The 25,897-nt window shown below is 40.3% G+C and carries 20 protein-coding genes; 10 read left to right on the top strand and 10 right to left on the bottom strand.

The genetic code is table 11. The features are described 5' to 3' along the window. Window positions 1-344 precede the first annotated feature (344 nt). The 5 genes from lpxA to PMEL_RS02525 form a co-directional block, all read right to left on the bottom strand. Entirely contained in the window at window positions 345-1,127 is a 783-nt protein-coding gene (lpxA, locus tag PMEL_RS02545; RefSeq protein ID WP_120173824.1) for an acyl-ACP--UDP-N-acetylglucosamine O-acyltransferase, read from the bottom strand. 136 nt (window positions 1,128-1,263) lie between these two features. Beyond that, window positions 1,264-2,643: an efflux transporter outer membrane subunit gene (locus PMEL_RS02540; RefSeq protein ID WP_120173823.1), complete on the bottom strand. Its 1,380-nt coding sequence runs from the start codon at window positions 2,641-2,643 to the stop codon at window positions 1,264-1,266. A gap of 20 nt (window positions 2,644-2,663) precedes the next feature. Next, on the bottom strand, window positions 2,664-5,927 hold the full coding sequence (locus PMEL_RS02535; RefSeq protein WP_120173822.1) for an efflux RND transporter permease subunit: 3,264 nt from the start codon (window positions 5,925-5,927) through the stop codon (window positions 2,664-2,666). 82 nt (window positions 5,928-6,009) lie between these two features. Next, a complete protein-coding gene (locus PMEL_RS02530; protein ID WP_120173821.1) occupies window positions 6,010-7,347 on the bottom strand; it encodes an efflux RND transporter periplasmic adaptor subunit in 1,338 nt (445 codons plus the stop codon). A gap of 194 nt (window positions 7,348-7,541) precedes the next feature. Next, window positions 7,542-8,966, bottom strand: coding sequence for a CCA tRNA nucleotidyltransferase (locus PMEL_RS02525; RefSeq protein WP_120173820.1), 1,425 nt, complete (start codon window positions 8,964-8,966; stop codon window positions 7,542-7,544). Window positions 8,967-10,135: 1,169 nt separating this feature from the next. Here PMEL_RS02525 and PMEL_RS02520 point away from each other — a divergent pair. The 10 genes from PMEL_RS02520 to PMEL_RS02475 all read left to right on the top strand — a co-directional run bounded on the left by PMEL_RS02520 (window position 10,136) and on the right by PMEL_RS02475 (window position 20,915). After that, the gene (locus PMEL_RS02520; RefSeq protein ID WP_120173819.1) at window positions 10,136-10,300 is read left to right on the top strand and encodes a single-stranded DNA-binding protein; all 165 of its coding nucleotides are present in this window, start codon (window positions 10,136-10,138) and stop codon (window positions 10,298-10,300) included. 51 nt (window positions 10,301-10,351) lie between these two features. Next, entirely contained in the window at window positions 10,352-12,397 is a 2,046-nt protein-coding gene (locus tag PMEL_RS02515; protein WP_120173818.1) for a hypothetical protein, read from the top strand. A 696-nt stretch (window positions 12,398-13,093) separates the two neighbouring features. Continuing rightward, window positions 13,094-13,642 carry a DUF1599 domain-containing protein gene (locus PMEL_RS02510; RefSeq protein ID WP_120173817.1) on the top strand — a complete coding sequence of 183 codons (549 nt, stop codon included), beginning with the start codon at window positions 13,094-13,096 and terminating at the stop codon, window positions 13,640-13,642. Next, complete coding sequence (locus PMEL_RS02505; protein WP_120173816.1) at window positions 13,635-15,755, top strand: BT_3928 family protein; 2,121 nt, start codon at window positions 13,635-13,637, stop codon at window positions 15,753-15,755. The genes PMEL_RS02510 and PMEL_RS02505 overlap by 8 nt, the downstream gene beginning before the upstream one ends. A 98-nt stretch (window positions 15,756-15,853) precedes the next feature. Beyond that, window positions 15,854-16,519 carry an SPOR domain-containing protein gene (locus PMEL_RS02500; RefSeq protein WP_120173815.1) on the top strand — a complete coding sequence of 222 codons (666 nt, stop codon included), beginning with the start codon at window positions 15,854-15,856 and terminating at the stop codon, window positions 16,517-16,519. Window positions 16,520-16,586: 67 nt separating this feature from the next. After that, entirely contained in the window at window positions 16,587-17,180 is a 594-nt protein-coding gene (gene folE / locus PMEL_RS02495) for a GTP cyclohydrolase I FolE (protein ID WP_120173814.1), read from the top strand. A gap of 34 nt (window positions 17,181-17,214) precedes the next feature. Beyond that, entirely contained in the window at window positions 17,215-17,892 is a 678-nt protein-coding gene (locus PMEL_RS02490; RefSeq protein ID WP_120173813.1) for a DUF4840 domain-containing protein, read from the top strand. Beyond that, window positions 17,889-18,638, top strand: coding sequence for an exodeoxyribonuclease III (locus PMEL_RS02485; RefSeq protein WP_120173812.1), 750 nt, complete (start codon window positions 17,889-17,891; stop codon window positions 18,636-18,638). The genes PMEL_RS02490 and PMEL_RS02485 overlap by 4 nt, the downstream gene beginning before the upstream one ends. 9 nt (window positions 18,639-18,647) lie before the next feature. Next, entirely contained in the window at window positions 18,648-19,400 is a 753-nt protein-coding gene (locus PMEL_RS02480; protein ID WP_120173811.1) for an SGNH/GDSL hydrolase family protein, read from the top strand. 33 nt (window positions 19,401-19,433) lie between these two features. Then, a complete protein-coding gene (locus PMEL_RS02475) occupies window positions 19,434-20,915 on the top strand; it encodes an MBOAT family O-acyltransferase (protein ID WP_120173810.1) in 1,482 nt (493 codons plus the stop codon). A 207-nt stretch (window positions 20,916-21,122) separates the two neighbouring features. Here PMEL_RS02475 and PMEL_RS02470 read toward each other — a convergent pair whose 3' ends face one another. The 5 genes from PMEL_RS02470 to xpt form a co-directional block, all read right to left on the bottom strand. Beyond that, window positions 21,123-22,232, bottom strand: a complete 1,110-nt coding sequence (locus PMEL_RS02470; protein ID WP_120173809.1) for an energy transducer TonB — start codon at window positions 22,230-22,232, stop codon at window positions 21,123-21,125. Next, window positions 22,229-22,792 (bottom strand): DUF4251 domain-containing protein, encoded by a 564-nt coding sequence (locus PMEL_RS02465; RefSeq protein WP_120173808.1) that lies wholly within the window; start codon window positions 22,790-22,792, stop codon window positions 22,229-22,231. Before PMEL_RS02465 ends, PMEL_RS02470 begins: the two co-directional genes overlap by 4 nt. Before the next feature lie 129 nt (window positions 22,793-22,921). Then, window positions 22,922-23,374, bottom strand: coding sequence for a hypothetical protein (locus PMEL_RS02460; RefSeq protein WP_120173807.1), 453 nt, complete (start codon window positions 23,372-23,374; stop codon window positions 22,922-22,924). A 198-nt stretch (window positions 23,375-23,572) separates the two neighbouring features. After that, on the bottom strand, window positions 23,573-24,916 hold the full coding sequence (locus PMEL_RS02455; RefSeq protein WP_120173806.1) for a nucleobase:cation symporter-2 family protein: 1,344 nt from the start codon (window positions 24,914-24,916) through the stop codon (window positions 23,573-23,575). 213 nt (window positions 24,917-25,129) lie between these two features. After that, complete coding sequence (gene xpt / locus PMEL_RS02450; protein WP_120173805.1) at window positions 25,130-25,702, bottom strand: xanthine phosphoribosyltransferase; 573 nt, start codon at window positions 25,700-25,702, stop codon at window positions 25,130-25,132. Window positions 25,703-25,897: the final 195 nt, after the last annotated feature.

The raw sequence follows: 25,897 nt of genomic DNA, 5'->3' as shown, positions 1-25,897 counted from the left end.
TACATACTCTTTTGGCTTCTAAAAGACGCCTAATTGACTTGCAAAAGATGCCCTTTTGAGGTCTAACTAACGCCCTTTTGAAGTCCAATTAAGCACCTTTTACTTTACTACTTTGTAACTAACTGATTCCCTGTTGATTGCAAACTTACTTTTTACACGTGTTTTTGCCTTTATTTGATGCTATTTTACCCAAATTTATGTCATGATTTTTCAAAACCTTATCTACGGGAAACATAAGCCCAAATCAAGCTTTCAGTTTAACCCATATCTAATAAACGAATAAAAAAAGGAGAGCTAACCTCACAGCTTGCTCTCCCATCATCAAAAATTTATAGGTATGAAAATTATAATTTACTGATGATTCCTTCTTCTGTACCTCGTACGAATTCGAGGATATTACGGATTGCAGGTGAGTCTGGCACCTGCTGTTCTATCTGGATACAAGCATCGAAAATCGAAGTCTGACCATGGAATAACAGACGATAAGCATTCGCTATGTGTTTGATTACCTTTTCGTCAACACCTGCAGTCTTGCTGATAGTTGTATTTACACCATTATAACTAATAGGTGACCCACCAGCAATAACATAAGGAGGGACATCCTTAGAGAAGGTTGTACCAGCTTGTACAACAGCATACTCACCAACACGAGTATTGGCTTTTTCAACAACATTGGACGAGATAAGAGCACCAGTACCAATGTGACAATCACCAGCTACCTTTGCACCATAACCAAAGACACAACGGTCACCAACGACAGTGTCATGACTGATATGTGCACCTTCCATCAAGAAGTTGTTTGAACCAAGAACAGTCTTGCAACCACGATGTGTAGCACGATTGATGACAACATTCTCTCGAATTATATTATTATCACCTATAATCAGTTCGCTCTTCTCACCCACAAACTCGAAGTCTTGTGGTAAAGCAGCAAGTACTGAACCTTGATGAACCTTGTTTCCGTTACCCATACGAGTACCGTTTAAGATGCTCACAAAGGGAAAGATGACACAGTTATCACCAATGACAACATCATCCTCTATATATACGAATGGGAATATCTTACAGCCGTCTCCAATCTTTGCCTTTGGAGAAATCTCAGCTTTTGGACTAATTTCGCTACTCATAATCTTAAATATTATTTTTTTCAGTATCTACCGACAATCACCTTCAAGGATAGACTTATCAGTTATGTCGGTAATCATAATTATGACGTACTAATGAGAACTTTGCACAGAATAATTCTGAATTATGAATTCTGAATTACTTCGCACCTCCACCCAAGGCCTTGTACAAATTGACAATCGACTGAAGCTTTGTAAACTGCTCCTGAACCTGTGAAATCTCAGCATTAAGTAGACTCTGCTGTGCGGTGATAACCTCAAGATAAGTACTTGAACTCTGTGTATAGAGCATCTGTGTGTGCTCAACATTCTTATTCAAGACATCAATCTGCTGTTTACGCAACTGCTCTTTTTCAGTAGCTGCATTGTAAGCAACAAGTGCGTTGCTCACCTCAGATCCAGCCTTGAGAATACTATTCTGCCATGTATTGTATGCCTGCTTATACTTATCCTCTGCAACACGTAATCCTGCTACCAATTGACCACGCATAAAGATAGGTTGCGTAAGGCTACCTACAACACTTAAAAGAAGTTTTCCTGGGTTTACCATGCCGCCACTGTTTGTCCATGCACCAGTAGGTGAAATGGTCAATGAAGGATAGAAACGGCTGCGAGCTGTCTGAACATTATAGAAGCACTGTGCCAAAGCCATTTCGTTAGCATGAACATCAGCACGGTTACTCAACAACTCTACACCGATACCACCAGCGAAGTTAGCGGGTAAACTTTGGTTCTCAAGACTTCCACGTGCAACCGTCTGAGCAGGCTCACCAAGAAGTAAACTAAGTGTATTCTCTGTCTCACGAATCTGACGACGAATGTCTGCAGCCTGTGTCTGAACACTATAGAAAGCAGCCTCAGCACTCTGTACACTCGTTGAACGAGCACGACCGAACTCCATCTGCAGTTTCATCACATCCCAAGTATTCTTGGTTAGGCCCAACATATTATCAACTATCTGCTTCTGACGGTCGAGCATCAAGAGTGTATAATAAAGGTTTGCAACACTACCGATGAGGTTTGTCTGTGCATAAACCTTATAGTCCTGTACCTGCATTAACGCCATTTGAGCAGACTTCTTAGTAGAACGAAGCTTACCAAAAAGGTCTACCTCCCAGCTTGCTGAGATTGGAAGCGTATAAGCCTGTGTTGATGATGTATGCGTACCGAAATGGGAAATCGTACCTGTTGGGGCGAAAGCAACTGACGGCAAGAATGACAACTTAGCCGCCTTAACCTGCTGCTCAGCAATATCTACGTTCAGTGCAGCATTGAGCAAGTCAGGGTTATTATTAAGAGCTTTCTCTATGAGTGTCTGCAGATGTGGGTCAGTGAAGACACTACGCCATGGCAGATTACCGAAGTCATTAGCACCTTCAAGTGTTGCCTTGTCATCAACAGGGTCGCGAACAATGCCATTCGTCTTAACGTCAGGACGTTCGTAATTGCCATAGAGACTCTTACAGCCTGTCAGTGACAAGCCTGCAAGAGCTATGATGATTATATTTAATTTTTTCATTGTTATTCCTTTATTAGTGTCTACTCTTCTATCTTATAATCCGTTGCAAGTCCCTTTGAGAACTGCTCAAGTTCCTTGATAACATCACGGCTTGCCTCATCTTCAAATACGAGAGGCTTAACACGCTCCTGCAGGTACTGGAAGAAGGCAAACAGAGCTGGCACAACAAACACCTGACAGAGTGTACCGATAAGCATACCACCGACAGCAGCAGCACCCAATGTCTGGTTACCATTACGACCTACACCACTTGCAAACATCAAAGGCAACAAACCGATAATCATCGCAAGTGAAGTCATAAGGATAGGACGAAGACGAGCACCAGCACCTAAGATTGCTGCATACTTGATAGCCATACCCGTACGACGACGCTCAAGAGCAAACTCTACGATAAGGATGGCATTCTTTGCCAACAGACCAATCAACATAATCAATGAGATCTGCATATAGATGTCGTTACTATGCCCGAAGATCATCGTGAAGATAAATGCACCAGCCAAACCGATTGGAATAGATAGAATTACTGCCAATGGAAGAATGTAGCTCTCATACTGCGCACTCAAAATCAGGTAAACGAAAACGATACAAAGAACAAAGATCATTGCTGTTGAGTTAGATGCTTCTTTCTCTGAACGAGTCAGACCAGAGAATTCATAACCATAACCCTGTGGCAATACTTGTTTTGCAACCTCCTCAGCTGCTTGAATAGCTTGACCAGAAGAATAACCATCAGCTGGTGTAGCACTGATTGCGATAGAGGTAAAGAGGTTGAAACGTGTGATATTTGATGGACCATAAACACGCTTCAATGTACAGAACTCGCTTACAGGTGCCATCCCGCCAGTAGTTCTTACATAGATATTCGTCAGTCCATCCTCACTCATACGACTCTCAACCGTACCTTGAATCATAACACGGAAAAGTTTACCATAAGAGTTAAAGTTTGATGCATACATACCACCATAATATCCCTGCAATACTGCGAGGATTGCAGAAGGCGAAGTACCTGCCTGCTTTGCCTTTGCCACATCGACGTCAACCATATACTGTGGATAGTTAGGGTTATAGGTGGTCAGTGCACGGCTAAACTCTGGACGCTTGTTCAATGCAGCCAAATAATCCTGTGCTACCTTATAGAACTTATTAAGGTCGCCACCCGTCTTATCCTGCAATACAAATGACACACCATTTGAAAGACCATAACCAGGAATCATCGGTGGCCCAAAAGCAATAATCTGTGCTCCCTTGATACTTGCAGTCTGCTTGTATATCATACCCAAAATCATATTAGACGATGTCGGGTCAATAAACAAACCAGCTATACCTGCGCCATCAAAGACAGACTTAATACGATCTATCATTCCATACTCACGCTCGGCAAATGGCTTTAACTTAATAATAAAGGTTGACTGGTTAGAACCCTGCCCTGCCATGAAGTTGTAACCTACAATTTGCTCACGACGCTCAATATAGGGGTTGCTTGCCAACATTCTATCAATCTGGTCAGTCACCTTCTGAGTCTCAGCCTGTGATGTACCTGGTGGCATACTGATCATTGCAAACAATGTACCTGTATCCTCATTTGGAACAAGACCAGTCTGGGTGAATTTCATTGTAACAACAAGTGCTACAATACCCAAGATGACCGTAACACTCGAAATCCAACGATGATTGATAATCTTCTCTACAACCGTCTGATACTTACTATTAATCTTGTCATACTGCGTATTGAAAGCCATGTGGAAGCGGTCAATACGTGACAGCTTTTTATGCTCCTCATCCTTGCTATGTGGTTTCAAGAAGATAGCACAAAGTGCTGGAGATAATGTTAAAGCATTCAAAGCAGAGATAACGATAGACACAGCCATCGTCACACCAAACTCACGATAGAATGTACCAGAGGTTCCACCCATAAATGATACAGGCACGAATACAGCTGCCATTACCAAAGTAATAGAAATAATAGCACCAGAGATTTCGTTCATCGCATCAATAGCAGCGGTCAACGCACTCTTATAACCTAAATCAAGTTTTGCATGTACAGCCTCAACGACCACGATGGCATCATCGACCACAATCGCAATCGCCAACAGCAATGCCGAAAGTGTCAATAGGTTGATGGAGAAACCAAATACCCAAAGGAAGAAGAAGGTACCTATCAAAGCCACTGGTACGGCAATCATTGGAATAACCGTAGAGCGGAAGTCCTGCAAGAAGATGTACACAACGAAGAATACCAACAAAAGCGTAATTACCAAGGTAAAGAGTACTTCTTCAATAGAAGCAAAGAGGAACTCGGTAACATCCTGCTCAATAGTAACTTTCATACCTGGTGGCATCTGCTTCTGAGCATCCGCCAAGGCTGTCTTCACGTCATCTGCAATTTGTGTAGCATTAGAACCAGCAACCTGATTAATCATACCAATAACAGCAGGACGACTATTGTTCTTCATCATAACAGAATACTGCAAACCACCTAACTCAACCTTTGCCACATCGCGCAAGTGAACGGTCTGCCCATTAGTATTACTTGAGATAATGATATTACCATATTCCTCTGGGGTCTTTAGACGACCCTTATAACGCATAGTATATTCAAACTTCTGATTACTCTGCTCGCCAAACGAACCCGGTGCAGCCTCGATATTCTGCTCAGCCAAAGCCATAGAAACATCTGATGGAACAAGCTTATGCTGCTTCATCTTATCAGGATATAGCCAGATACGCATGGAGTAAGTTTTCATACCAGGTGTCTGTACGTCGCCGACACCATTGATACGCTTCAACATTGGTACGATATTGATATTGTTATAGTTCGTAAGGAACTCATCATCATATCGTCCATCATCTGTCGTAAGAGAATACATCACCACATTTGAGCTCTGACGCTTTGACACCGTCACACCCACACGTGTTACTTCAGCAGGCAACAGCGCCTGTGCTTGTGATACACGGTTCTGCACGTTCACAGCTGCCATGTTAGGATCTGCTCCTTGCTTGAAGTAAACAGTAATCATTGCCATACCAGCATTGGTTGCTGTTGACTCCATATAAGTCATGTTCTCAACACCATTGATACTTTCCTCCAACGGTGTAATAACAGAGTTCAATACAGTCTGGGCATCAGCTCCCTGGTAAAATGTCTGAATAGAAATCGTAGGAGGAGCAATATTCGGATATTGTTCAATAGGCAGTGATATCAATCCAATTATACCCAAGAGTACAAAGAAGATTGATATAACCGTTGACAATACCGGTCGTTTGATAAAATTCGTAAATGTCATAATACCTAATTGTTTATTTAGGGTTTGTAAATATTGAATGAGTTAAAGAATTCTTCATCACCCATCATTCAACATCTATCACCTACTTATCTTCTCCCTTCATAGCTTTAAGGAAGCCTGATGCTGAACCTTGGTTTGCACCCAATTTCTCTGCTTTCTCAATGGCTTTGTCATACTCAGCAGGAGTAAGTGCAGTAATCTCTGCACCATCCTCAAGACTTGAAAGACCCTTGCTCACAATACGGTCGCCCATCTTAAGACCACTTGTCACGATATAGTTAATTCCATCATTCTGTGGATCAACTGTAATCTCAGTATAATGAACCTTGCTCTTAGCATCAACCTTATATACAAAGATCTTATCCTGAACCTGTACAGTAGCCTCTTGTGGTACCAACAAAGCACGATTGTTAGTCTTTGCAATAACAATCTGACCACTACCACCGCTCTTCAACAAGTGCTCTGGGTTAGGAAAACGTGCAATAACACTTACTGTACCAGTTGTTGCATCAATAATACCACTGGTCTTAACAACTACTCCCTCATGATTGTAAGTCGTACCATCAGCCAACAACAAACTAACACTTGGGAAAGACTTGATAGCATTGTTCAAACCATTATTAGTACGACTAAGCTTCAATACATCAGATTCAGTCATTGAGAAATAAACTTCGATAGAAGAAGTATTGCTAACAGTAGTAACTGGCTGTGCAGAAGACGCGCTAACCAAAGCACCCTCCTTATAAGGAAGACTACCTACATAACCAGATGCTGGACTTTTCACATAGCAGAAACCAAGGTTATCCTTAGCTGTTGCAAGCATTGCCTGAGCTTGACGAACAGCAGCTTGCGCTTGTACGACAGCAGCCTTAGCAGACTCAACTCCACTCTGTGCCTGACTAACTGCAGCCTGTGCTGTCTCGTAAGTATTCTTAGCTGCCTCCATCTCATAATCACCAATCACCTTATTACTATAAAGGTTCTTACTGTTACTATAAGCCAAACGTGAAGTTGCTGCCTGTGCATTGGCAGAATTAAGGCTTGCATTAGCTTGTACGACACGAGCCTGCGCACTTGCAACACCACTCTGCGCTGATACGACCTGAGCTTCTGCCTGACGCACTGCAGCCTGATAAGTAGAGTTATCTACCACAAAAAGAACCTGTCCTGCACGAACATACTCACCTTCATGTACATACAGCTTTGTTATAAAGCCACTTACCTTCGGACGCACCTCAACATCCTGCACACCCTTAATAGTTGCAGGGAATGTTGTTTTTAACTGTGCATTAGCTGCACCAATTGTAACTACTGGATACTCATTGTTTGTTGGAAGACTTTGTCTTCCTCCTCCACCACAACTGGTAAGTAACACTGTCACTGCTGCTATAGCAGACAATAAGATACTTTTTTTCTTCATACCTATTAAAATATATTCTTTATTATCTCAATTCAATCGGAAAACTAAGGTTTAACCTATATACGAAAAGTTTATTTGTTACTAAGCAAAGTACGCTGAGAACTATGCGATAACGTTATAGTTTTCAGCGTACAAATATACATATTAATATTTAAATCGCCTCAGTTCATAGCTTCTTTTTTAACAATAATTGGCTATACTAAACCCAATTCCTTTGCCTTTTCTCGTAACAAAGCTAAAAGCGGTTCACGTTCATTAGGAACTCTGTTATCAAGTACAGCATCTTTCAATGTTTGTTTCAGCAATCCAACCTCCCTACTCGGCTTCAAATTAAACATTTCCATAATCTCGTTTCCATCAACACAAGGCTGTAAAAGACGCTTATAATCACGATCTTTCAAATCCTTTAATTTCTCTCGAACAATACGAAAGTTATCTAAGAAACGTTGTTTACGAACTGCATTCTTACTTGTTATATCTGCCTCACAGAGGGTCATCAAGTCATCTATATCATCACCAGCATCATTCAGCAATCGACGTACCGCAGAATCGGTCACCTCCTCATCAGCAATAGCAATCGGACGCATGTGTAAATCAACTTGTTTCTGCACATACTTCATTTTACTATCCATCGGGAGTTTAAGACGACGGAAGATGTTTGGAACCATCTTTGCACCTACAAAGTTATGATTATGGAAGGTCCAACCTGCTGTAGCATCCCAACGCTTACACTTAGCCTTGCCCACATCATGCAACAACGCAGACCAACGCAACCATAGATTATCCGTGTACTTACAGATATTATCCAATACCTCAAGCGTATGATAGAAATTATTCTTATGAGCACGTCCGTTTCTTGTCTCCACGACATCGAGTGCAACAAGTTCTGGAAGAATAAGCTGCAAAAGACCACAACGATATAGTTCTATAAATCCCTTGCTTGGTGTTGCAGTCATCATAATCTTATTCAACTCCTCTTCAATACGTTCCCCACTTATAATCTTGATTCGTTCAGCATTACGTTCCAAAGCCTCGAAGGTCTCGTCCTCTATGAAGAAATTAAGTTGTGTAGCAAAGCGAACACAACGCATCATACGTAATGGGTCATCAGAGAAAGTAACATCAGGGTCAAGTGGTGTACGGATAATACCATCCCAAAGGTCATCAACACCATCAAATGGGTCAACCAATTCGCCAAAGCGTGCTTTATTCAAACATATAGCCATCGCATTAATCGTGAAATCACGGCGATTCTGGTCATCTTCCAATGTACCATCTTCAACTATTGGTTTCCTACTGTCATGGCTATAACTTTCCTTTCGTGCACCGACAAATTCAACCTCGATATTCTTGTACTTTACTTGTGCTGTTCCGAAGTTACGGAAAACGGACAGATGAGCCTTCTTACCTAAGATGGCTTTCAATTCACTTGCAACCTGAATACCGCTTCCAACAACCACAACATCTATATCATTTGACGGACGTTCCAAGAACAAATCACGCACGTAACCGCCCACAACATAGCATTCCAAGCCAAGTTTATCGGCTGCTGTTGAAATATGATGAAATATATCTTTGTCTATAAGCTGTGCCAATTCGGCATCTGAGAGATCTCGCATATAATGTTATCTTTATAATAAGAATCATGCAAAGATACATATTTTCCACAACTCTCACAAGTTCAAAACTAAATGGATGTGCTTTTTATGCTTCTTCCGCTTAAATATGTGAATACTTTTCGTACAGCTTTAACGAGAAAACAAAGTTATTCATTAAACAAAAACATAGCAGAGACTGTCAACTATTTATTCTGTTACCATCCACCAACACTGAAAACATCCTCATTTTAGTACGTTGAAAACACAGAAGGAGCAGGTAAAGTATTATTACATAACTTCAAATAAAACATCAATAAATTATGGCAAAAACACGCATAAAAAGCATATTTACAACCAACAGAAAATCAGATAGTTATAAAGTGGCATAGGAAAAGATGCTTAATTGGACTTCAAAAGGGCGTTAGTTAGACCTTAAAAGGGCATCTTTTGCAAGTCTATTAGGCATCTTTTAAAAGCCAAAAGACCATGTATTGATTTTGAGCTACATGAAAATAGTTTACAAGCATAAATACTATAAGAGAATATTATTTATAGAAGACAGATAGAGATAATACCTATCTGCATTTATCGCGTTGCTCATCCCTCTTCTAAGTTCACCTATTTTTAGATAGTCATACTATGCAAGTACACAAGTCCTTATTCTATTTCCAATTCTATGAATTTAACGGGAGAATCTATTTTACTCACTACACTTTGTTCTATGATAATTAAATTCGCATAATATAAGTCAAGTATTTGAATAAAAAAGATTATACAACAAGCTCAACTCATTCATATAATAAAAGAAATTTTAGAAGAGAATGAGCTACTGAATAGCTGTTAATAAGAACTAATAGAAACAGCTATATTACGATTTATATGTTAATTATAATTTTGTTTTAGAAACTTTCCAGATTGACTATCTGCTATTTACAAAAGAATAATTAACTTTGCACCCCACTAAAAGAAATTAGGTAAAAAACTTGATAACAAGTCTTTAAGACCAGTTAAAAGTAAAATAACAACAAAATATATGTTTGTGATGCGATAACCCAGGCACGTTATTTAATAGAAGTATTTAGAATCAAACCTAAATAAAACTATTTTAACAAAGTTCTTTAAGGATAACAAAGAACCTAAAGGGTTAACGACATCAATAAAAATAATTAGGGATAATAAAACAAGACAAAATGAAGAAGGAATATCAAAAGCCATTCACTCTTTTGGTGAAAATGGAGACTGAAGGTGATTTCTTAATGGATAGTGCTCATAGCACTCAACACGAGGGATTCACAAATAGTAATACCACTACCCCTGTAGTTGATGATGGTACTGATGATGACTCACCATTTTAATCAAAAGAGATTAAACTTATCACAAAAACGAATTAAATCAAAAAGAACAAAATGAAACATTTTAAGACATACTTGCTGTGTTTAGGACTTGCCCTCACCACAGCATCATGCTCACAAGACGACTTTGATAGCACTGAGGCAACCAGCGAGAAACTGGTTGACATGAGTTTTATTGCAGGCTCTTCACAGCCTGTTACACGTACTGTACTTGGCACAGACGGCTCAACTGTAACTTGGCAGACTAATGACCAAATAGGTATTGGCTATAAGACAGCCAGGTATCAGAAAACCTATCCTTTCAAAACTCCGACAACGGGAAGTGACGTACGTTTCTGGGGGCAAGCTGATGATCAACCAAACCCCTACTTCATGATGTATCCTTATCAGGAGAATGCAAAGATTGCAGTTAAGAGTAATTCTCAAGCAGAATATCAGTATGACTTCCCTAAGAATCAAAAGGCTGTTGCAGGCAGCTTTGATCCAAAGGCAAATGTTTCTGTTGGTATCATTCCACAGCGTGGAAAACCATTCATTGCATACAATGTTGGCGGACTACTTTGCTTTACCATCAAAGGTACTTCTGACGTAAAGCAGGTTAAATTGCTTGCTGTTGGACAGGAAAATCTTGCAGGTACAATAAATTCAACCATCACTTTTGCTAATGATGGTAAGATTAGTGCTGCCCAAAACAAATTCACTGCAGCTTCTCCAGTAGTAAACCTTACAGCAGAGTCTGGCAGCCTTGAGGAGAATAAGTCATATTACATAGCCCTCCCAGAGCAAAAGCTTTCACAGGGTTTGACACTTATTTTTGTTTTACAGAATGGCAAGGCTATCCTGAAAAAGGTTAAGCAGGAAGTAAATATCCAACGTGCTCAGGTTTATAACCTCGGTGAGATGACACTTGACCCTACTAAAGCTAAGGATTTCATTCTTAAGAATCAGCCTATAATTGATGCTGTCGCTGCAAAAGTTTCAGGTCTGAATAGAAAACCAGACGGCAACTTAGACATTTACGATGGAGACAACCTTGAGAAAATCCTTTCGTACAAGGGAATATTGACAATTACAGATAACGACAAACTCACATCTATTGATGAGCTACAATATTATCGCAATATAACATCTGTATCACTTCAAGGTAACAAAAATCTTGCAGGAGAACTTGATTTTAACAAAAACCCATATTTGAATAATACTATTGTAGTCAGCAATAGCCCATTAGTAACAAAACTTGATATTTCAGGATTGAAAGATCTAAAATTCTTATCAGCTCATCATATGGATGGACTGACAGAAGCGAAAGTGGGTAACAACCCTCAAATGACTACACTTGCGTTATATAATAACAAACTGCTTACTAAGATTGACGCAAGTAATCTTCCTGCTCTGACAACATTGCAAGCGTATAACAATGGGGAACTGACAAACATCAACACTTTAAACTCACCAAAGATAAATTCTATCAATATAAGTGCAACTGGGAAACTGACCCAAATAGAGGGATTATCCGATAAAGATCAACTTGAAAACTTTGTTGCTTGGGGTAATAAGATAGAAAGCTACGACTTTAGCAAAATGACTAAATTGAAGTCTATCAATCTCCTCGGTTCTGCAGTAAAAGAGATAAAAGGATTGGCAGCTGCAGGCACTAACTTAAAAATACTTGAGTTGGGCAGTACGCAGATAAGTTCCTTAGACGTAACCAAGAATACAGAACTGCAAAAACTTAACCTCAGTTATGTTAAAGGAATAACAACATTAGATTTAAGTAATAATACACACTTAACAGAACTAACAACGAATAATTCAGGTATTCGCGAGTTGAAGTTAGGGAGTAAAAACGGATTGAAAAATATAAATGTTTCAAATAGTAAACTCTCATCTCTCGACATAAGTGAAGCTGGGACAATCGAGAATATAGCTGTAGGACTTCAAACTGATGTTACAGGTGATAAACAGATAAAAGTAACAATGACTCAGCAGCAAAAGGATTATTTCGACAGTAAGGGTATAATATTCACAGAGAATATCATAACTAACAATAGTGACAAGAATAAACCAAATAGCAATGTCAAGGTCATAATTAAACAATAATCTGGTTATAATACTTCAAAAGAGAGGATATGTTCATAGGAAAGTGACATATTCTCTCTTTCTTTTATAAACTCAAATTGGTCTTTAAGAACTAAACATTACGGTATAATGAACAGTTCGGGGTTAATATGTGGAGTATTAAAAGCCACAACATTAAGAGACACTTCAACGAAAGAAATGAAAACATTGAACGAGTCAATCTGTATTTTATTTTGTGAGAGAATGTCGAATTTCCCTTTTCAGAGAAATACACATATACTACAATAAAAGTTTAATTTTCTTTTGCTGTCACAATTAACACTTCACACAACCCATCTGTAATCCAATTAGTTATAAGCAAATAGCAGATGACAGAGATGACAGGAAATTTAATTTTGAAGGATTTCCTCTGTCATAGAAAAGCGCATAGATAAAATAAAAAAAGAATAGTCTCTTACATCACAGAACCTTTCTTGGTTATTTGTGGAGGCTCCGCACGCATTGTGTCGATGCTAAGCACCAATGGTGCGGACGGTAAACACGAATAGTGCGGAGGTAGCAATAAAGTCTCAACACAAAGATTAAACAGAAAAACAGACTAACTTTACAATCGCTCACAATCATTTACAAACCACCCCTTATGACAGGAATAGTTGTTAATTCATTCGTTTATTACAGCGAAATTACGTATTTTTGCAGTCAAATCAATATAAGACTATGGTAAGTCAACTGACAAAGACACAGCAGGAATTTCAAGATGTACTCGCCGAGTGCAGAAGTCTTTTTGGGAAGAAGCTCCATGACTATGGTGCTTCATGGCGTATTCTGCGCCCTTCTTCCCTCACTGATCAGCTCTTTATTAAGGCAAAACGCATCCGTTCTTTGGAGATTACAGGTGAGAGTTTGGTGGGTGAAGGCATCCGCCCAGAGTTTATCGCACTGATAAACTACAGTATCGTAGGACTTATCCAGTTGGAAAAAGGCTTTGTCGACAGCGTTGATATGACACCTGATGAGGCATTAGCACTATACGATAGCTACGCAAAGGAGTCATACGAGTTGATGATAAAGAAGAATCACGACTATGGCGAGGCTTGGCGCGACATGCGTGTCAGCAGCTATACCGATCTAATCCTAACAAAGATTGAACGTATTAAGGAGATTGAAGACCTTGGCGGTGCAACGCTTGTCAGCGAGGGTATCGATGCCAATTATATGGATATAATGAACTACGCTGTTTTTGGAGCAATCAAACTACATGAATAAAATAAAGTCCATACTGGTAAACTTCAGCCGTGCCCTACTTGCTTTGACATTCATCTTTTCGGGCTTTGTCAAAGCGATTGACCCTTTAGGTTCGCAATATAAGATTGCAGAATACTTAGAGGCGGTACAGTTGTCGGCTTATATTCCAGACTGGGCGCAATTGATGTTATCTGTCGGACTGGCAGCTATAGAGTTCACCTTAGGTGTGATGCTCCTGCTTGCTATCCGTCGACGACTTGCCAGCAAGCTTTCACTCATCATTATGGTTGTGATGACGCTTGTGACCCTTTGGCTTACTGTAAGCAATCCAATACAGGATTGTGGCTGCTTTGGTGATGCGATTCACCTCACAAACACACAGACTTTCATTAAGAACCTTATACTCTTGATTGCTGCCTTCATCCTTGCACGTTGGCCACTTTATCAGATACGTTTTGTATCAAAAACTAATCAGTGGATTGCTTTCTACTTCACGATTGTCTTTATATTCACGGCATCTATACTGAGTCTTTATCATTTGCCTATCTTCGACTTCCGTCCATATTACATTGGTCAGAATATCAAGAAGGCTATGGAGATTCCTGAAGGTGCCAAGCAGACAACTTACAAGACAACCTTTATTTGTGAGAAAGATGGTGTAACAAAGGAGTTCACAGAGAATGATTACCCATACGATGACTCAACATGGGTATTCAAAGATACACACCAAGAGATACTTGAAAAAGGCTATGAACCCCCTATTCACGACTTCTCTATTACAGACGAGAAGACGGGAGAAGACCTTACTGATAGCATACTAACCAAAGATGGATATACTTTCCTACTCGTAGCCCCAGTATTGGAACGTGCCGACGATAGTAACTTTGGTGAGATTGATGCAATCTATGAATATGCAAAAGAGAATGGTTATGGTTTCTATGGACTCACAGCAAGTACGGATAAAGCCGTTAAACACTGGCGAGATATTACTGGAGCCGAGTATCCTTTCTATACAACTGATGGTACAACGCTGAAAACAATCATCCGTAGTAATCCTGGTTTGGTGCTACTTTACAAAGGTACTATCATCAATAAGTGGAGTCACAATGCCCTTCCTAAGCAGGCAGAGCTGAACGCCCCATTATCACTTATTGAAGCAGGACGTGAACCAGAGAATAAGACATGGACAAAGATTGTCTTGATTCTTATTTGCTATATCTTCCCACTGACACTCCTAATTGTTGCCGACCGCATTTGGTCATGGACACGATGGGTCAGAAAACGAGAGGAATGGTTGAAGCAAAAGGAGGAATGGATATTACAAAAAGAACAATCAAATAAATTATATCAACTTTTAAAACGTAAAAGACAAATGAGAAAGAAAATTGTTGCAGGTAACTGGAAGATGAACGAGACCCTGCAGGAAGGTATTGCATTGGCAAAGGAAATTAACGACTCATTGAAGGCAGAGAAGCCAAACTGTGATGTTGTTATCTGTACTCCATTCATTCACCTTGCAAGTGTTGCACAGGTATTGGACGCAGAGGGTGTTGCTCTCGGTGCTGAGAACTGCGCTGACAAGGAGAAGGGTGCTTATACTGGTGAGGTTTCTGCCGCTATGGTAAAGAGTACTGGTGCACAGTACGTTATCCTCGGTCACTCTGAGCGTCGTCAGTATTATGGTGAGACAGCTGAGATTCTGAAAGAGAAGGTACAGTTAGCATTGGCTAATGGCTTGAAGGTTATCTTCTGCTGCGGCGAGACTCTTGAGGAGCGTGAGGCTGAAAAGCAGAACGAGGTAGTAAAGGCTGAGCTCGAAGGTTCTGTATTCCACCTTTCTGCTGAGGAGTGGAAGAACATCATCTTGGCATACGAGCCAATCTGGGCTATCGGTACAGGTAAGACTGCTACTTCTGATCAGGCTCAGGAGATGTTGGCTTACATCCGCTCAATCGTTGCTGAGAAGTACGGCAAGGAGGCTGCTGAGGAGACATCAATCCTCTATGGTGGTAGCTGTAACGCAAGCAACGCTGCTGAGTTGTTCGGCAAGGCTGATATCGACGGTGGCTTGATTGGTGGCGCTTCATTGAAGGCTGCTGACTTCAAGGGTATCATCGACGCTTGGAAGAAGTAATTCAAAGAAAACTTAAGAGGCTGTATCAAAATTCTACTGGGTCAACAACCATTAGCATATTTGATACAACCTCTATTTCAATTTTTATACACTAAAGAATGAAAAGACTCCTTACAATCATAGTTGTTATGCTGACTGCTGTTGTGGCTGTTAATGCCCAAGGGTCGGTGACGGTATCTCAGAGTGCCGAGATTGACGCATTGGTGAATGGCAAAAAGGCAGACAAGAAAAACAAAAAAGACCGACAGAAAGTAGAGAGTCAAACCGAACCTGCACGTCCAACTATCAAGACACCAGACACAAAACAACTGGTTGTCCCAAAGCTAAACGAGCACAAGCCAGAGATAGCACGACCTGAAAACAACACTTTACAACCTGTCAGAACAAAAATAGTAAAGCGTTTAGTCAGAAAGCCGCACATTCCTACATGGGATGAGATTGAAGATACGCGGATTGTGACCAAACGTGTCAAGAAAGGTGTACAGAAAGTTAGAGGCTTCCGTGTACAGGTGTATAGCGGTGGTAACACTCGCATTGCACACCAGCAAGCGGACAAAGCAGGACAGAAAGCTAAGCAGCTCTTCCCAGAGCAGCCTGTTTACGTACATTTCTATCCACCACGCTGGATGTGTCTTGTTGGTAACTTTACTAACTATGACGCAGCAAAGAAGATTATGCGAACACTCCGAAAAGAGGGCTATCCGCATGCTAATGTCATCCGTATGATGGTGACAGTAAAAACAACACAACCTGTTAATTACTAAGGGTTATCCTACTCTACAATATTAAAGAGAACCCTAACATATACAAATAATCAGAAAGAAAAGTAATATGACTCCTGAAATACCATTCCGTGAAGGATTAGACGAACTTGCCTCACACTACAAGCAGGTACTTACACTCTTAGGAGAAGACCCAGAAAGAGAAGGTTTGGAGAAGACTCCAATGCGTGTTGCAAAAGCAATGCAGGTACTCACACGTGGCTATACACAAGATCCACATAAGGTATTGACCGACGCATTGTTTGAAGAGAAGTACAACCAAATGGTGATTGTGAAGGATATTGACTTCTTCTCTATGTGCGAACACCACATGCTTCCTTTTTATGGCAAGGCTCATGTTGCATATATTCCAAACGGACATATCACGGGATTGAGCAAGATAGCACGTGTAGTGGATATCTTCTCACACCGTCTGCAGGTACAAGAACGCCTAACAGAGCAGGTGATGCAGTGCATCAATGACACCTTGAAGCCACAAGGCGTAATGGTTGTCATCGAAGCAAAGCACATGTGTATGCAGATGCGTGGCGTAGAAAAACAGAATTCTATTACCACAACAAGTGCTTACAGCGGTGTATTTGAATCAAGTAAGACCCGCAATGAGTTCATGGACTTACTGCGTGGTGAGACCAAGAGAATATAGAATAAGCCAAACAATAAATATAAATTTCAAAAGCATGAAAGGGACTATAAGAACCACTGTAGTGGCTATTTGCGCACTTGTAATAACATTGTTTATGGCAAGTTGCTCAAAAGACGACAATAACGAAAAGATAGAGGATAAGAATATAGAACTAACAAAAGAACAATTCCTTGAAGCACGTTCGAAGGTTTTAAATAGTATACCTGGCAGTTACAAAGGTTTAATAAGTGCTGATGCAAAAAATCAGGGGCTTAGTGGTAATATCAAATGGGACATCTATAAAGATGGTATAGTTGTTTGCAAGAACTTTCCTTATGAAGCTCTTGCATTTGGAATATCTACTGAGGACAACAGTAGTGAAGCAACTCAACTTCGTGCAGCATTAATTGAAGTTCCTTTAGCCGACCTTAAGTTTCGTCTTGTAGGCAATCAAGAGTCTAAGGACCCAGCAGATTTATATGCAACTCCACGTATTACTACAAAAATAAAGACCTCTCAGGGTACTTATCAAGTTGATGCTCTGCTACTAAATGATATACTTAATGCACACTATGATATAAAGACATCCAATCTCAAGATGAAATTTATAATCAATAGATTATTTAGACTTATAGAACATCAAGATGGACGCATTGAATATAAACAAGAAAAGAAATTCAGCATACCTGTTGATTTTGAACTAAGAACAATAGAAAAGAAAGAAATACAATGAAGTTTATTTCATGGAATGTAAACGGGCTTCGCGCCTGTGTAGGAAAAGAGTTTGAGCAGCAATTCAAGGACTTGGATGCTGATTTCTTCTGTCTACAAGAAACGAAGATGCAAGCAGGACAGCTTGATCTCAGTTTCCCTGGCTATGAGTCTTATTGGAATTACGCTGATAAGAAGGGTTACTCTGGCACAGCTATCTTCACAAAGCATAAGCCATTGAGCGTGACTTATGGTATTGACATTGATGAGCATGACCATGAGGGGCGTGTGATTACACTTGAGATGGATGACTTCTATCTCGTTACTGTATATACACCGAACTCACAAGATGGACTCCGTCGATTAGAATATCGTATGAAATGGGAAGATGACTTCCAAGCCTATCTTCACAAACTCGATGAGAAAAAGCCTGTTATTGTATGTGGTGACATGAATGTTGCCCATCAGGAAATAGACCTTAAGAACCCTAAGACAAACCATAAGAATGCGGGCTTCACCGATGAAGAGCGTGAGAAGATGACCCAATTACTAAGTAATGGCTTCATCGACACCTTCCGTACCCTTTATCCAGAGCAGGTTACTTACTCTTGGTGGTCGTATCGTTTCCGTGCAAGAGAGAAGAACACTGGGTGGCGTATTGACTATTTCCTGATCTCAGAACGTCTAAGAGACCGCCTCGAAGATGCTAAGATTCATACAGAGATTATGGGAAGCGACCACTGTCCTGTGGAAATTATCTTGAAATAAGACAATCACATGCACGCCCAGATAAAGACACTACTCTTGATGGCTGCTGTCATGGCAGCCATCATTGTCTATGCTGTTATCCCAACTGAGATAACAATGGGCAGCTATACCATCCGCAAAATAACACTTGCCAACCTTAGCCAACCAATCGTTGAAAAGACAAAACAAACAAAACAGACCGTAAAGAAGGTGCGTCGTAACCAGACAATCCTCTTTATTGGAGACTCAATGGTAGAAGGTCTTTCGCGTCGGTTAGGCGATTACGCAGGTGAAAATGGACATAAACTATATACCGTCATTTGGTATAGTTCTTCTACAGAGCGTTGGGGAACAACACATACGTTAGAGCATTTCATTGCAGAATACAAGCCAACATACGTTCTTATCTGTTTGGGTAGCAATGAACTCTTCATCAACGACCTTGCCATTCGTACACAATATGTACAGCAGTTGGTGAAGAAGTTAGATAACATACCCTTCGTATGGATTAGTCCTTCCACGTGGAATGGCGACACAGGCATCAATGATGTCATAAAGGAGAATGTCGGAAAAGGACGTTTCTTCGATAGTCGTAACCTCAAACTCGAACGAGGTAGCGACCATTATCATCCTACATGGGCAGCAGCTGCCTACTGGATGGACACTGCAGCTAAGTTTATAGGGAGTAAGGAATGTGCTAACCCACTACAACTCAATAAGCCAAAAGCCCATCATAAGGCAACAAAAACAAAGCTTTTGCAACCATCCTTTGAAGGCTATTAAATAGAATCTGAGCACCACACAAACAACTAATAAATGGTAAATATAACACAGTTGACGACCGCCTTATTTGAATTCTTGTCTACACAAGACAAGAACTGGTCGCTGTGTACATTTCCATTTATGGTTTCTTTCCTCATTTTCTTCGCCATATACATAGGATTAAACCGCTATCGCCAAACATGGACAAAGGCATACGTCATAGCTTTTAGTCTTTTCTTTGCTTTCAAAGCGAATGGAGTTTTGATGTGGCTATTGCCCATTGTTACGATTAGTTCATGGTATCTCACTTGCTTTATGATGCGTTTAAAGCGTGGAAAAGTGCGTAAAATTGGACTTGCCATTGTCATCCTAACTGAGTTGTTACCCCTACTCTACTACAAATACTCAAACTTCACACTTGAGATTTTCCACGAACTCTTACACAGTAACTTCACACCAGAGAAGATGTTGCTACCTGTCGGTATCTCATTCTTCACCTTTCAAGCTATCAGTTACACCGTTGACATCTATAAGGGACGCTATCCTAAGACGGCAGAACTGATTGACTATGCTTTCTATCTTACTTTTTTCCCACTCCTTATCGCTGGTCCTATCACCCGCGCTGAAGTATTGCTCCCGCAGGTTCAGACACCCAAAGACAACGTCAACGATAACCTTGTCTATAAAGGTTTATGGCTGATTATCTGCGGACTGATAAAGAAAGCCCTCATCGCCGACTATATTGCACAATACAATAACATTGTTTTTGATGCGCCAGCAAGCCAAAGTGGCTTTGGTAATTTAATGGGCGTATTAGGCTTTTCAGTTCAAATCTACTTCGATTTCTCGGGCTACAGCGACCTTGCCATAGGTGTTGCAGCCCTAATGGGATACGAACTAAAAGACAACTTCAGATTTCCTTATCAGAGTCTGAACCTCACAGAGTTCTGGCATCGTTGGCATATTGCCCTCTCAACATGGTTCCGCGACTATCTTTACATTCCATTAGGAGGTAACAGAAAAGGCGAACTTCACACCTATCTCAATAGCTTCTTAGCCATGATTGTAGCTGGGTTATGGCATGGTGCATCGTGGATGTTCATTGTTTGGGGTGTGCTACACGGCTTTGGCTTGGTTATTCATAAGTTCTGTCGAAACAATGGACTGGATAAGATACCAGACAATAAATACACTAAAGGAATCAGTTGGTTTATAACATTTAGCTATGTTTCCCTTGCATGGATATTCTTCCGTGCAGCGGATATGACGACTGCTACAACATTAATCGACAATATCCTGCACAACATAAGCCTCGCAGATGCCTACACCTTCCTAATGGAATACCCATTATGGCTTGCCGTAGTGCTGATAAGTTTAGAACTTCATAGCATCCGAGAGGCTGATTACAACTGGCTGCAAAGTAAGTTTATAAATTCTTCATGGCTCATAAAGCTATGTATCTTTGCTGTTGTTATGCAGTTAGTTATTAATCTTAGTCATCATAGTATCCAACCTTTTATCTACACACAATTCTAAGTAAAGGTCATCCAATACTGATATAACAACTTACAACAGATTCTTGTAGCTTTTAAACTTCCAATAAGCAATCAACCTGCAAGCATTAATCGACTCTGAACCATCTCTTTATTGACAATCACATCTACATCTGTTTGTTTGGTGCGAAGCCTCCGCACCATTGGTGCTTACCATCCGCACCACACGTGCTAAGGCTCCGCACGACTCTTATTGGAAGTGTAAAGTGAGGGGAAGGTTATATCTACAAGCTACAGGTTTACCGTTATGTATTGCAGGTTTCCAACCTCTTAATAATTGAAGTGCAGCAGCAAAACTGCGGTTCAACTCAATATTATTTACCGTTAGAAAGACTATATCTTTCAAGGAACCATCCGTATCAACAATAAAAGAGGCATAAGTTCTCCCCACAGGAGTTGTTGCTGGGCTAAGTCCTGTATAGGAAATATTCTGCCCAATAGCCGCAGCTAAATTTCCATCAAACTGTGGCAATATTTCTGGGAAGACAGAATCAGGTGATAAAGAGACATATACAGCCTCATTAGGAAGTTTCTTAGTGCCTGCATAAGATAATGACTGTTTCTGCCACTTCTTAAAACTCTTAGAGAAAAGCACATCTACCATATCATTACTTACTTCTGAATAAACTCCTCCACCGTTATCAACACCAAGGTCGAAACGTATATTCTGTCCTATCAGTGCAAACTGATTGGGTAGAATATCCCAATTTATAGAGTCCTCAGTATGCGTATTTGCCGTATAATCTAACAGTTCATAAAACTGATAACGAACGTTAGGATCCTGCCACATACGTGTCTGATTAAACACATCATTCTGCGTTAAGACTTTCTTATTAATAAGGTCAAAGGTAAAATAAGAATGCTTTGCCGTAATGACACTTGTTGCATTACGCTCCTCCAAGCGGGCAAGAAAAGAAATATATCTGCCTGGCTCCAACCAAAGACATCTTAACCCCATATCATAAAAACGCCTTTCAGCACCCGCATCATCCTTTATCGCTCGCACTTCTTTACCTAACGAAGACTCAAACTGCTTCCAGCCAGCCGCATAACTATCAGAGGGTTGACCAAAGAAAAAGGATGTAAGATAATGCTGTAATTCTGGCAAAACAGAGCCATCTAACCCCTTTGGCCATTCGAAATCATTAGAGATAATCGTCAGCGTATTGCCCTTTTCATAGAGGTGACGGGATGACTCATAAAGCATGGCATCCTTAGACGCAACAGTTCCTGCCGACTGTGCGAAAGCCACAAGGCTTACGAACAGTGACAGGAACAAAGTATAAAGTCGGTTAATCATAATTTCATAAATGTTGTCTGCCGCTTCTTACTTGTCTTATGACCTTTTGGCGTAAAAGTATCATTGAGTTCCATCACTCCAGAGAAGCTAATAGTTTCTTTCCCACTCGGATTAACTACAAGCGAAACAGTGGCATTATTGAATACTTCAAGAACAATCTGGTAGCTCTCAAAATCGCTACGTGTTGTCATAAAGATGCGACGTCCGTCCTTCATTGGCTCTTCCTTATAACTCGTCAGAGGCTCAACAAGCGTCAAGCCGCCACCACGTCCGTAAGGAACATGATAGACTCTGCCAAAGTAAGGAAGGAAAAGACCAACAGAATCACCGCTTACCTCCATTCCCCATTCATTCTGCAAATAGACAGCAGGACCACGCATAGGATACATTCGGTCTACAAATATACGGTAACGATGTTCTGCCAAGTGAGCCTTCACAGCAGCTGTACGCAACTGTTCCATCTTCTCCTTTGGTACAGGATTACCCTCTGAGTCATAATAAGTTGTAGCACAGCCCACTATTAGAACAGCTACAAAAAGAAATAAAACTAAACGTTTCATTGCATACCTCTCTTTCTTTTAAGTCGTTATAGTATTTTTCTTTCTACTTTACAAGTGTTAGAACAATGTTTACACAAAGTTGTGAAGATTCTTATAGTCTACTGTTCAGCCTAAAGAACAGTTCTTATACTATTCAATCTTCTCAATCTTTGGAGCCTCCATCTTCTCAATAGAAGGTGCTGCCTGCTTAGCAGGAAGTTCTGAAGATGGAGTAATGTCTGGAGCAGGTGCAGCAATAGGAGCATCGTATTCATTAGAATGCACCTTATCAGAAGCCTCCTTCCCCTTATCTTCTTTTCCCGCCTTAGCCTTTTCAGCCTCAGCAGCTTTCTCCTCATCAGTCATCAAATCTTCTTTTGAAGGCTTCATATTAGGCCATAAATAATTACCTACAATATCTATTGTATCTACATCTGCATTACGCTTCTGTACCTCTTCCTGCTCTTGTTCCGTCATAGGACCATCATTGGAAGACACAATAAAATTATAAATTAAGCCCAAGAATACGAGGACAACCAGTACACAAAGAGCTTTAAAGGTCAGCGACTTTGTGAATTTACGCTGCTTATTCTGATTTGACATAGTCTTGTTATTATTCTGTTCTATTAAGAAATAATTTATACTTCACGGAGAAACACAATCGGTACATTCTCCTTCTATCTTCTGCAAAGATAAACATTTAAAAGGAGAATGTACCGAAAGGATAGTAAAAAACTGCTTATTTCTTACTGAAAACACTTAAATCATTATTGATTCTTTGGTTTTCAATATTGTTCAAGTTTACTCCTTGATACGGATAAGAGCATTAGCAAGGATGGCTGTAAGACCTCCTGTGGTGATACCACTTGAGAAAATGTTCTTGATGATATCAGGCATTTTGTCAAGAATACCAGGCACCATCTCTACACTCAGACCCATTGCAAAACTGATAGCCATAACCAACACTGCTTTACGAGTAATCTCAGTAGAAGCTATGATACGAATACCTGCTGCAGCAACTGTACCGAACATCAACAAGGTTGCACCACCCAGTACAGGGTCAGGGATAAGTGAGAACACCTTACCAACAACAGGGAAGAGTCCTAAAAGTACCAAAGCACCTGCAATAAAATAACCAACATAACGGCTGGCAACACCTGTAAGCTGTATCATACCATTGTTTTGGGCAAAGATTGAGTTTGGAAAACTATTGAAGACAGCAGCCAAGAAAGAGTTGAAACCATCTGCGAAAACACCTCCCTGCGCTCTCTTCATAAAGACAGGACCCTCAACAGGTTCACCAGAGATGAGCGAATTGGCTGTAATATCACCAAAAGCCTCAACTGCTGTTACTAAATAAATAAGTCCAATACCAATGATGGTACCCAAATCAAAGTTCAAACCATATTTAAAAGGAACTGGAACATTTAGACTCTCACCACCAGTAAGGTTTGAGAAGTCTATCATCTTCAGTGCATACGCTGCTATACAACCAATCAACAAACCCAACACAATAGATGCCATACGTAGGAAACGATTGTTTGAACGATTGAAGAAAATGATGCTAACCAATACGAGTAAAGCAAGTCCAAGGTTCTGCAATGAACCGAATGTACCACCATCAACAGCGGCTTGACCACCTCCGCAAGAGTTAATACCAGCCTTAATAAGACACATACCGATGAGGGAAACAACGATACCTGATACCAATGGTGTGATAATCTTACGTGTGTAAGGCAAGAGACGACTCACAATCATCTCTACAGCAGATGCAACAAGACAGGCACCAAAGATATAACTGAGTCCCATCTCTACATTCATCTTGCCATTAACCATACCCAGCATACCTGCACCAATAATAGGACTGATAAAAGAGAAAGAGGTTCCTTGGATACAAAGAAGACCAGCTCCAATCGGACCAAACCTACGACACTGAATAAAAGTAGCCAATCCTGACACGAAGAGAGACATTGACACAAGGAAACCAGTGGTATCCAAATCAAATTTCAATGCTGAACTAATAATGAGTGGTGGTGTGATAATGGCCACGAAGATTGCCAACAGATGCTGCAAAGCAGCAAAAATAGTTTCACGAATTGGTGGACGATCATTCAGACCATAGATAAGTTCCTTAGACTTTTCCATTCTTTTTGTTATTTAAAACGATATAATAAAGGTAAGATGTTATTCTTTACTGAAATAAGAGGGTAGCTTTGGTAGTTCCAAAGTACAGCATCATCTTTCTTAAAAGTTAGTTCTACGCCTCTTAAAGAGTAATCTCAATGCTTTAAAGAAGCGTTTGCATTAAAGATGATTACCATATAAAACAAGAAAGGTGGGCACACAAGCCCACCTCGTTTATATTTCTCTCATTTTAATCTCACAGTTTTCAAGCGACTCAATGATAGCCAAACTCTCACAGCGAACACCTGCTGCTTCAATCGCATCACGACCATGTTGGAATGCTTTTTCTATGATAAAGCCCATACCAACTAACTCTGCACCTGCCTTCTTGCAAAGGTCTATCATTCCTTTTGCTGCATTACCATAAGCCAAGAAGTCGTCGACAAACAGCACCTTATCACCTTCACCCAAGTATTCCTTCGATATTACGACATGATACTCTCTTTGCTTGGTAAATGAGAAGACGCTTGTTGAAAGCATATCGCCCATTGTCGAAGGCTTTTTCTTCTTCGCAAAGACCACAGGAAGGTCGAGAAGAAAGCCCATCATAATGGCAGGAGCAATGCCACTCGCTTCAATTGTGATAATCTTGTTGATTTCCGTTGATGCATAACGGCGGATAAACTCCACACAAATCTGCTTCATCAGATTAGGGTCCATCTGGTGATTAATAAACTTGTCTACCTTCAAGATACCATCTGGGAAACACTTTCCATCCTTAAGGATACGGTCACGTAATGCTTTCATTGTGCAATTAATCGTTTGTCTGTTTCGAGAATTAATTGCCTACAAAAGTAGTAAAAATCTCAAATATAACGTACATAAACGAAGGTTTTTCTACTCCTTAACCACATAAAAGTTGATAATCACCGATTAATCCACGCCATTACAAAAAGTTTTAGTACTTTTGCACTCGTTTGTCGGTAGGAGAAAAGTTCTCTC

The organism is Prevotella melaninogenica, from assembly GCF_003609775.1.
GTDB lineage: Bacteria > Bacteroidota > Bacteroidia > Bacteroidales > Bacteroidaceae > Prevotella > Prevotella melaninogenica_A.
Note: the sequence above shows the minus strand (reverse complement) of the source record. Positions and strands in the feature narration are given on the sequence as shown.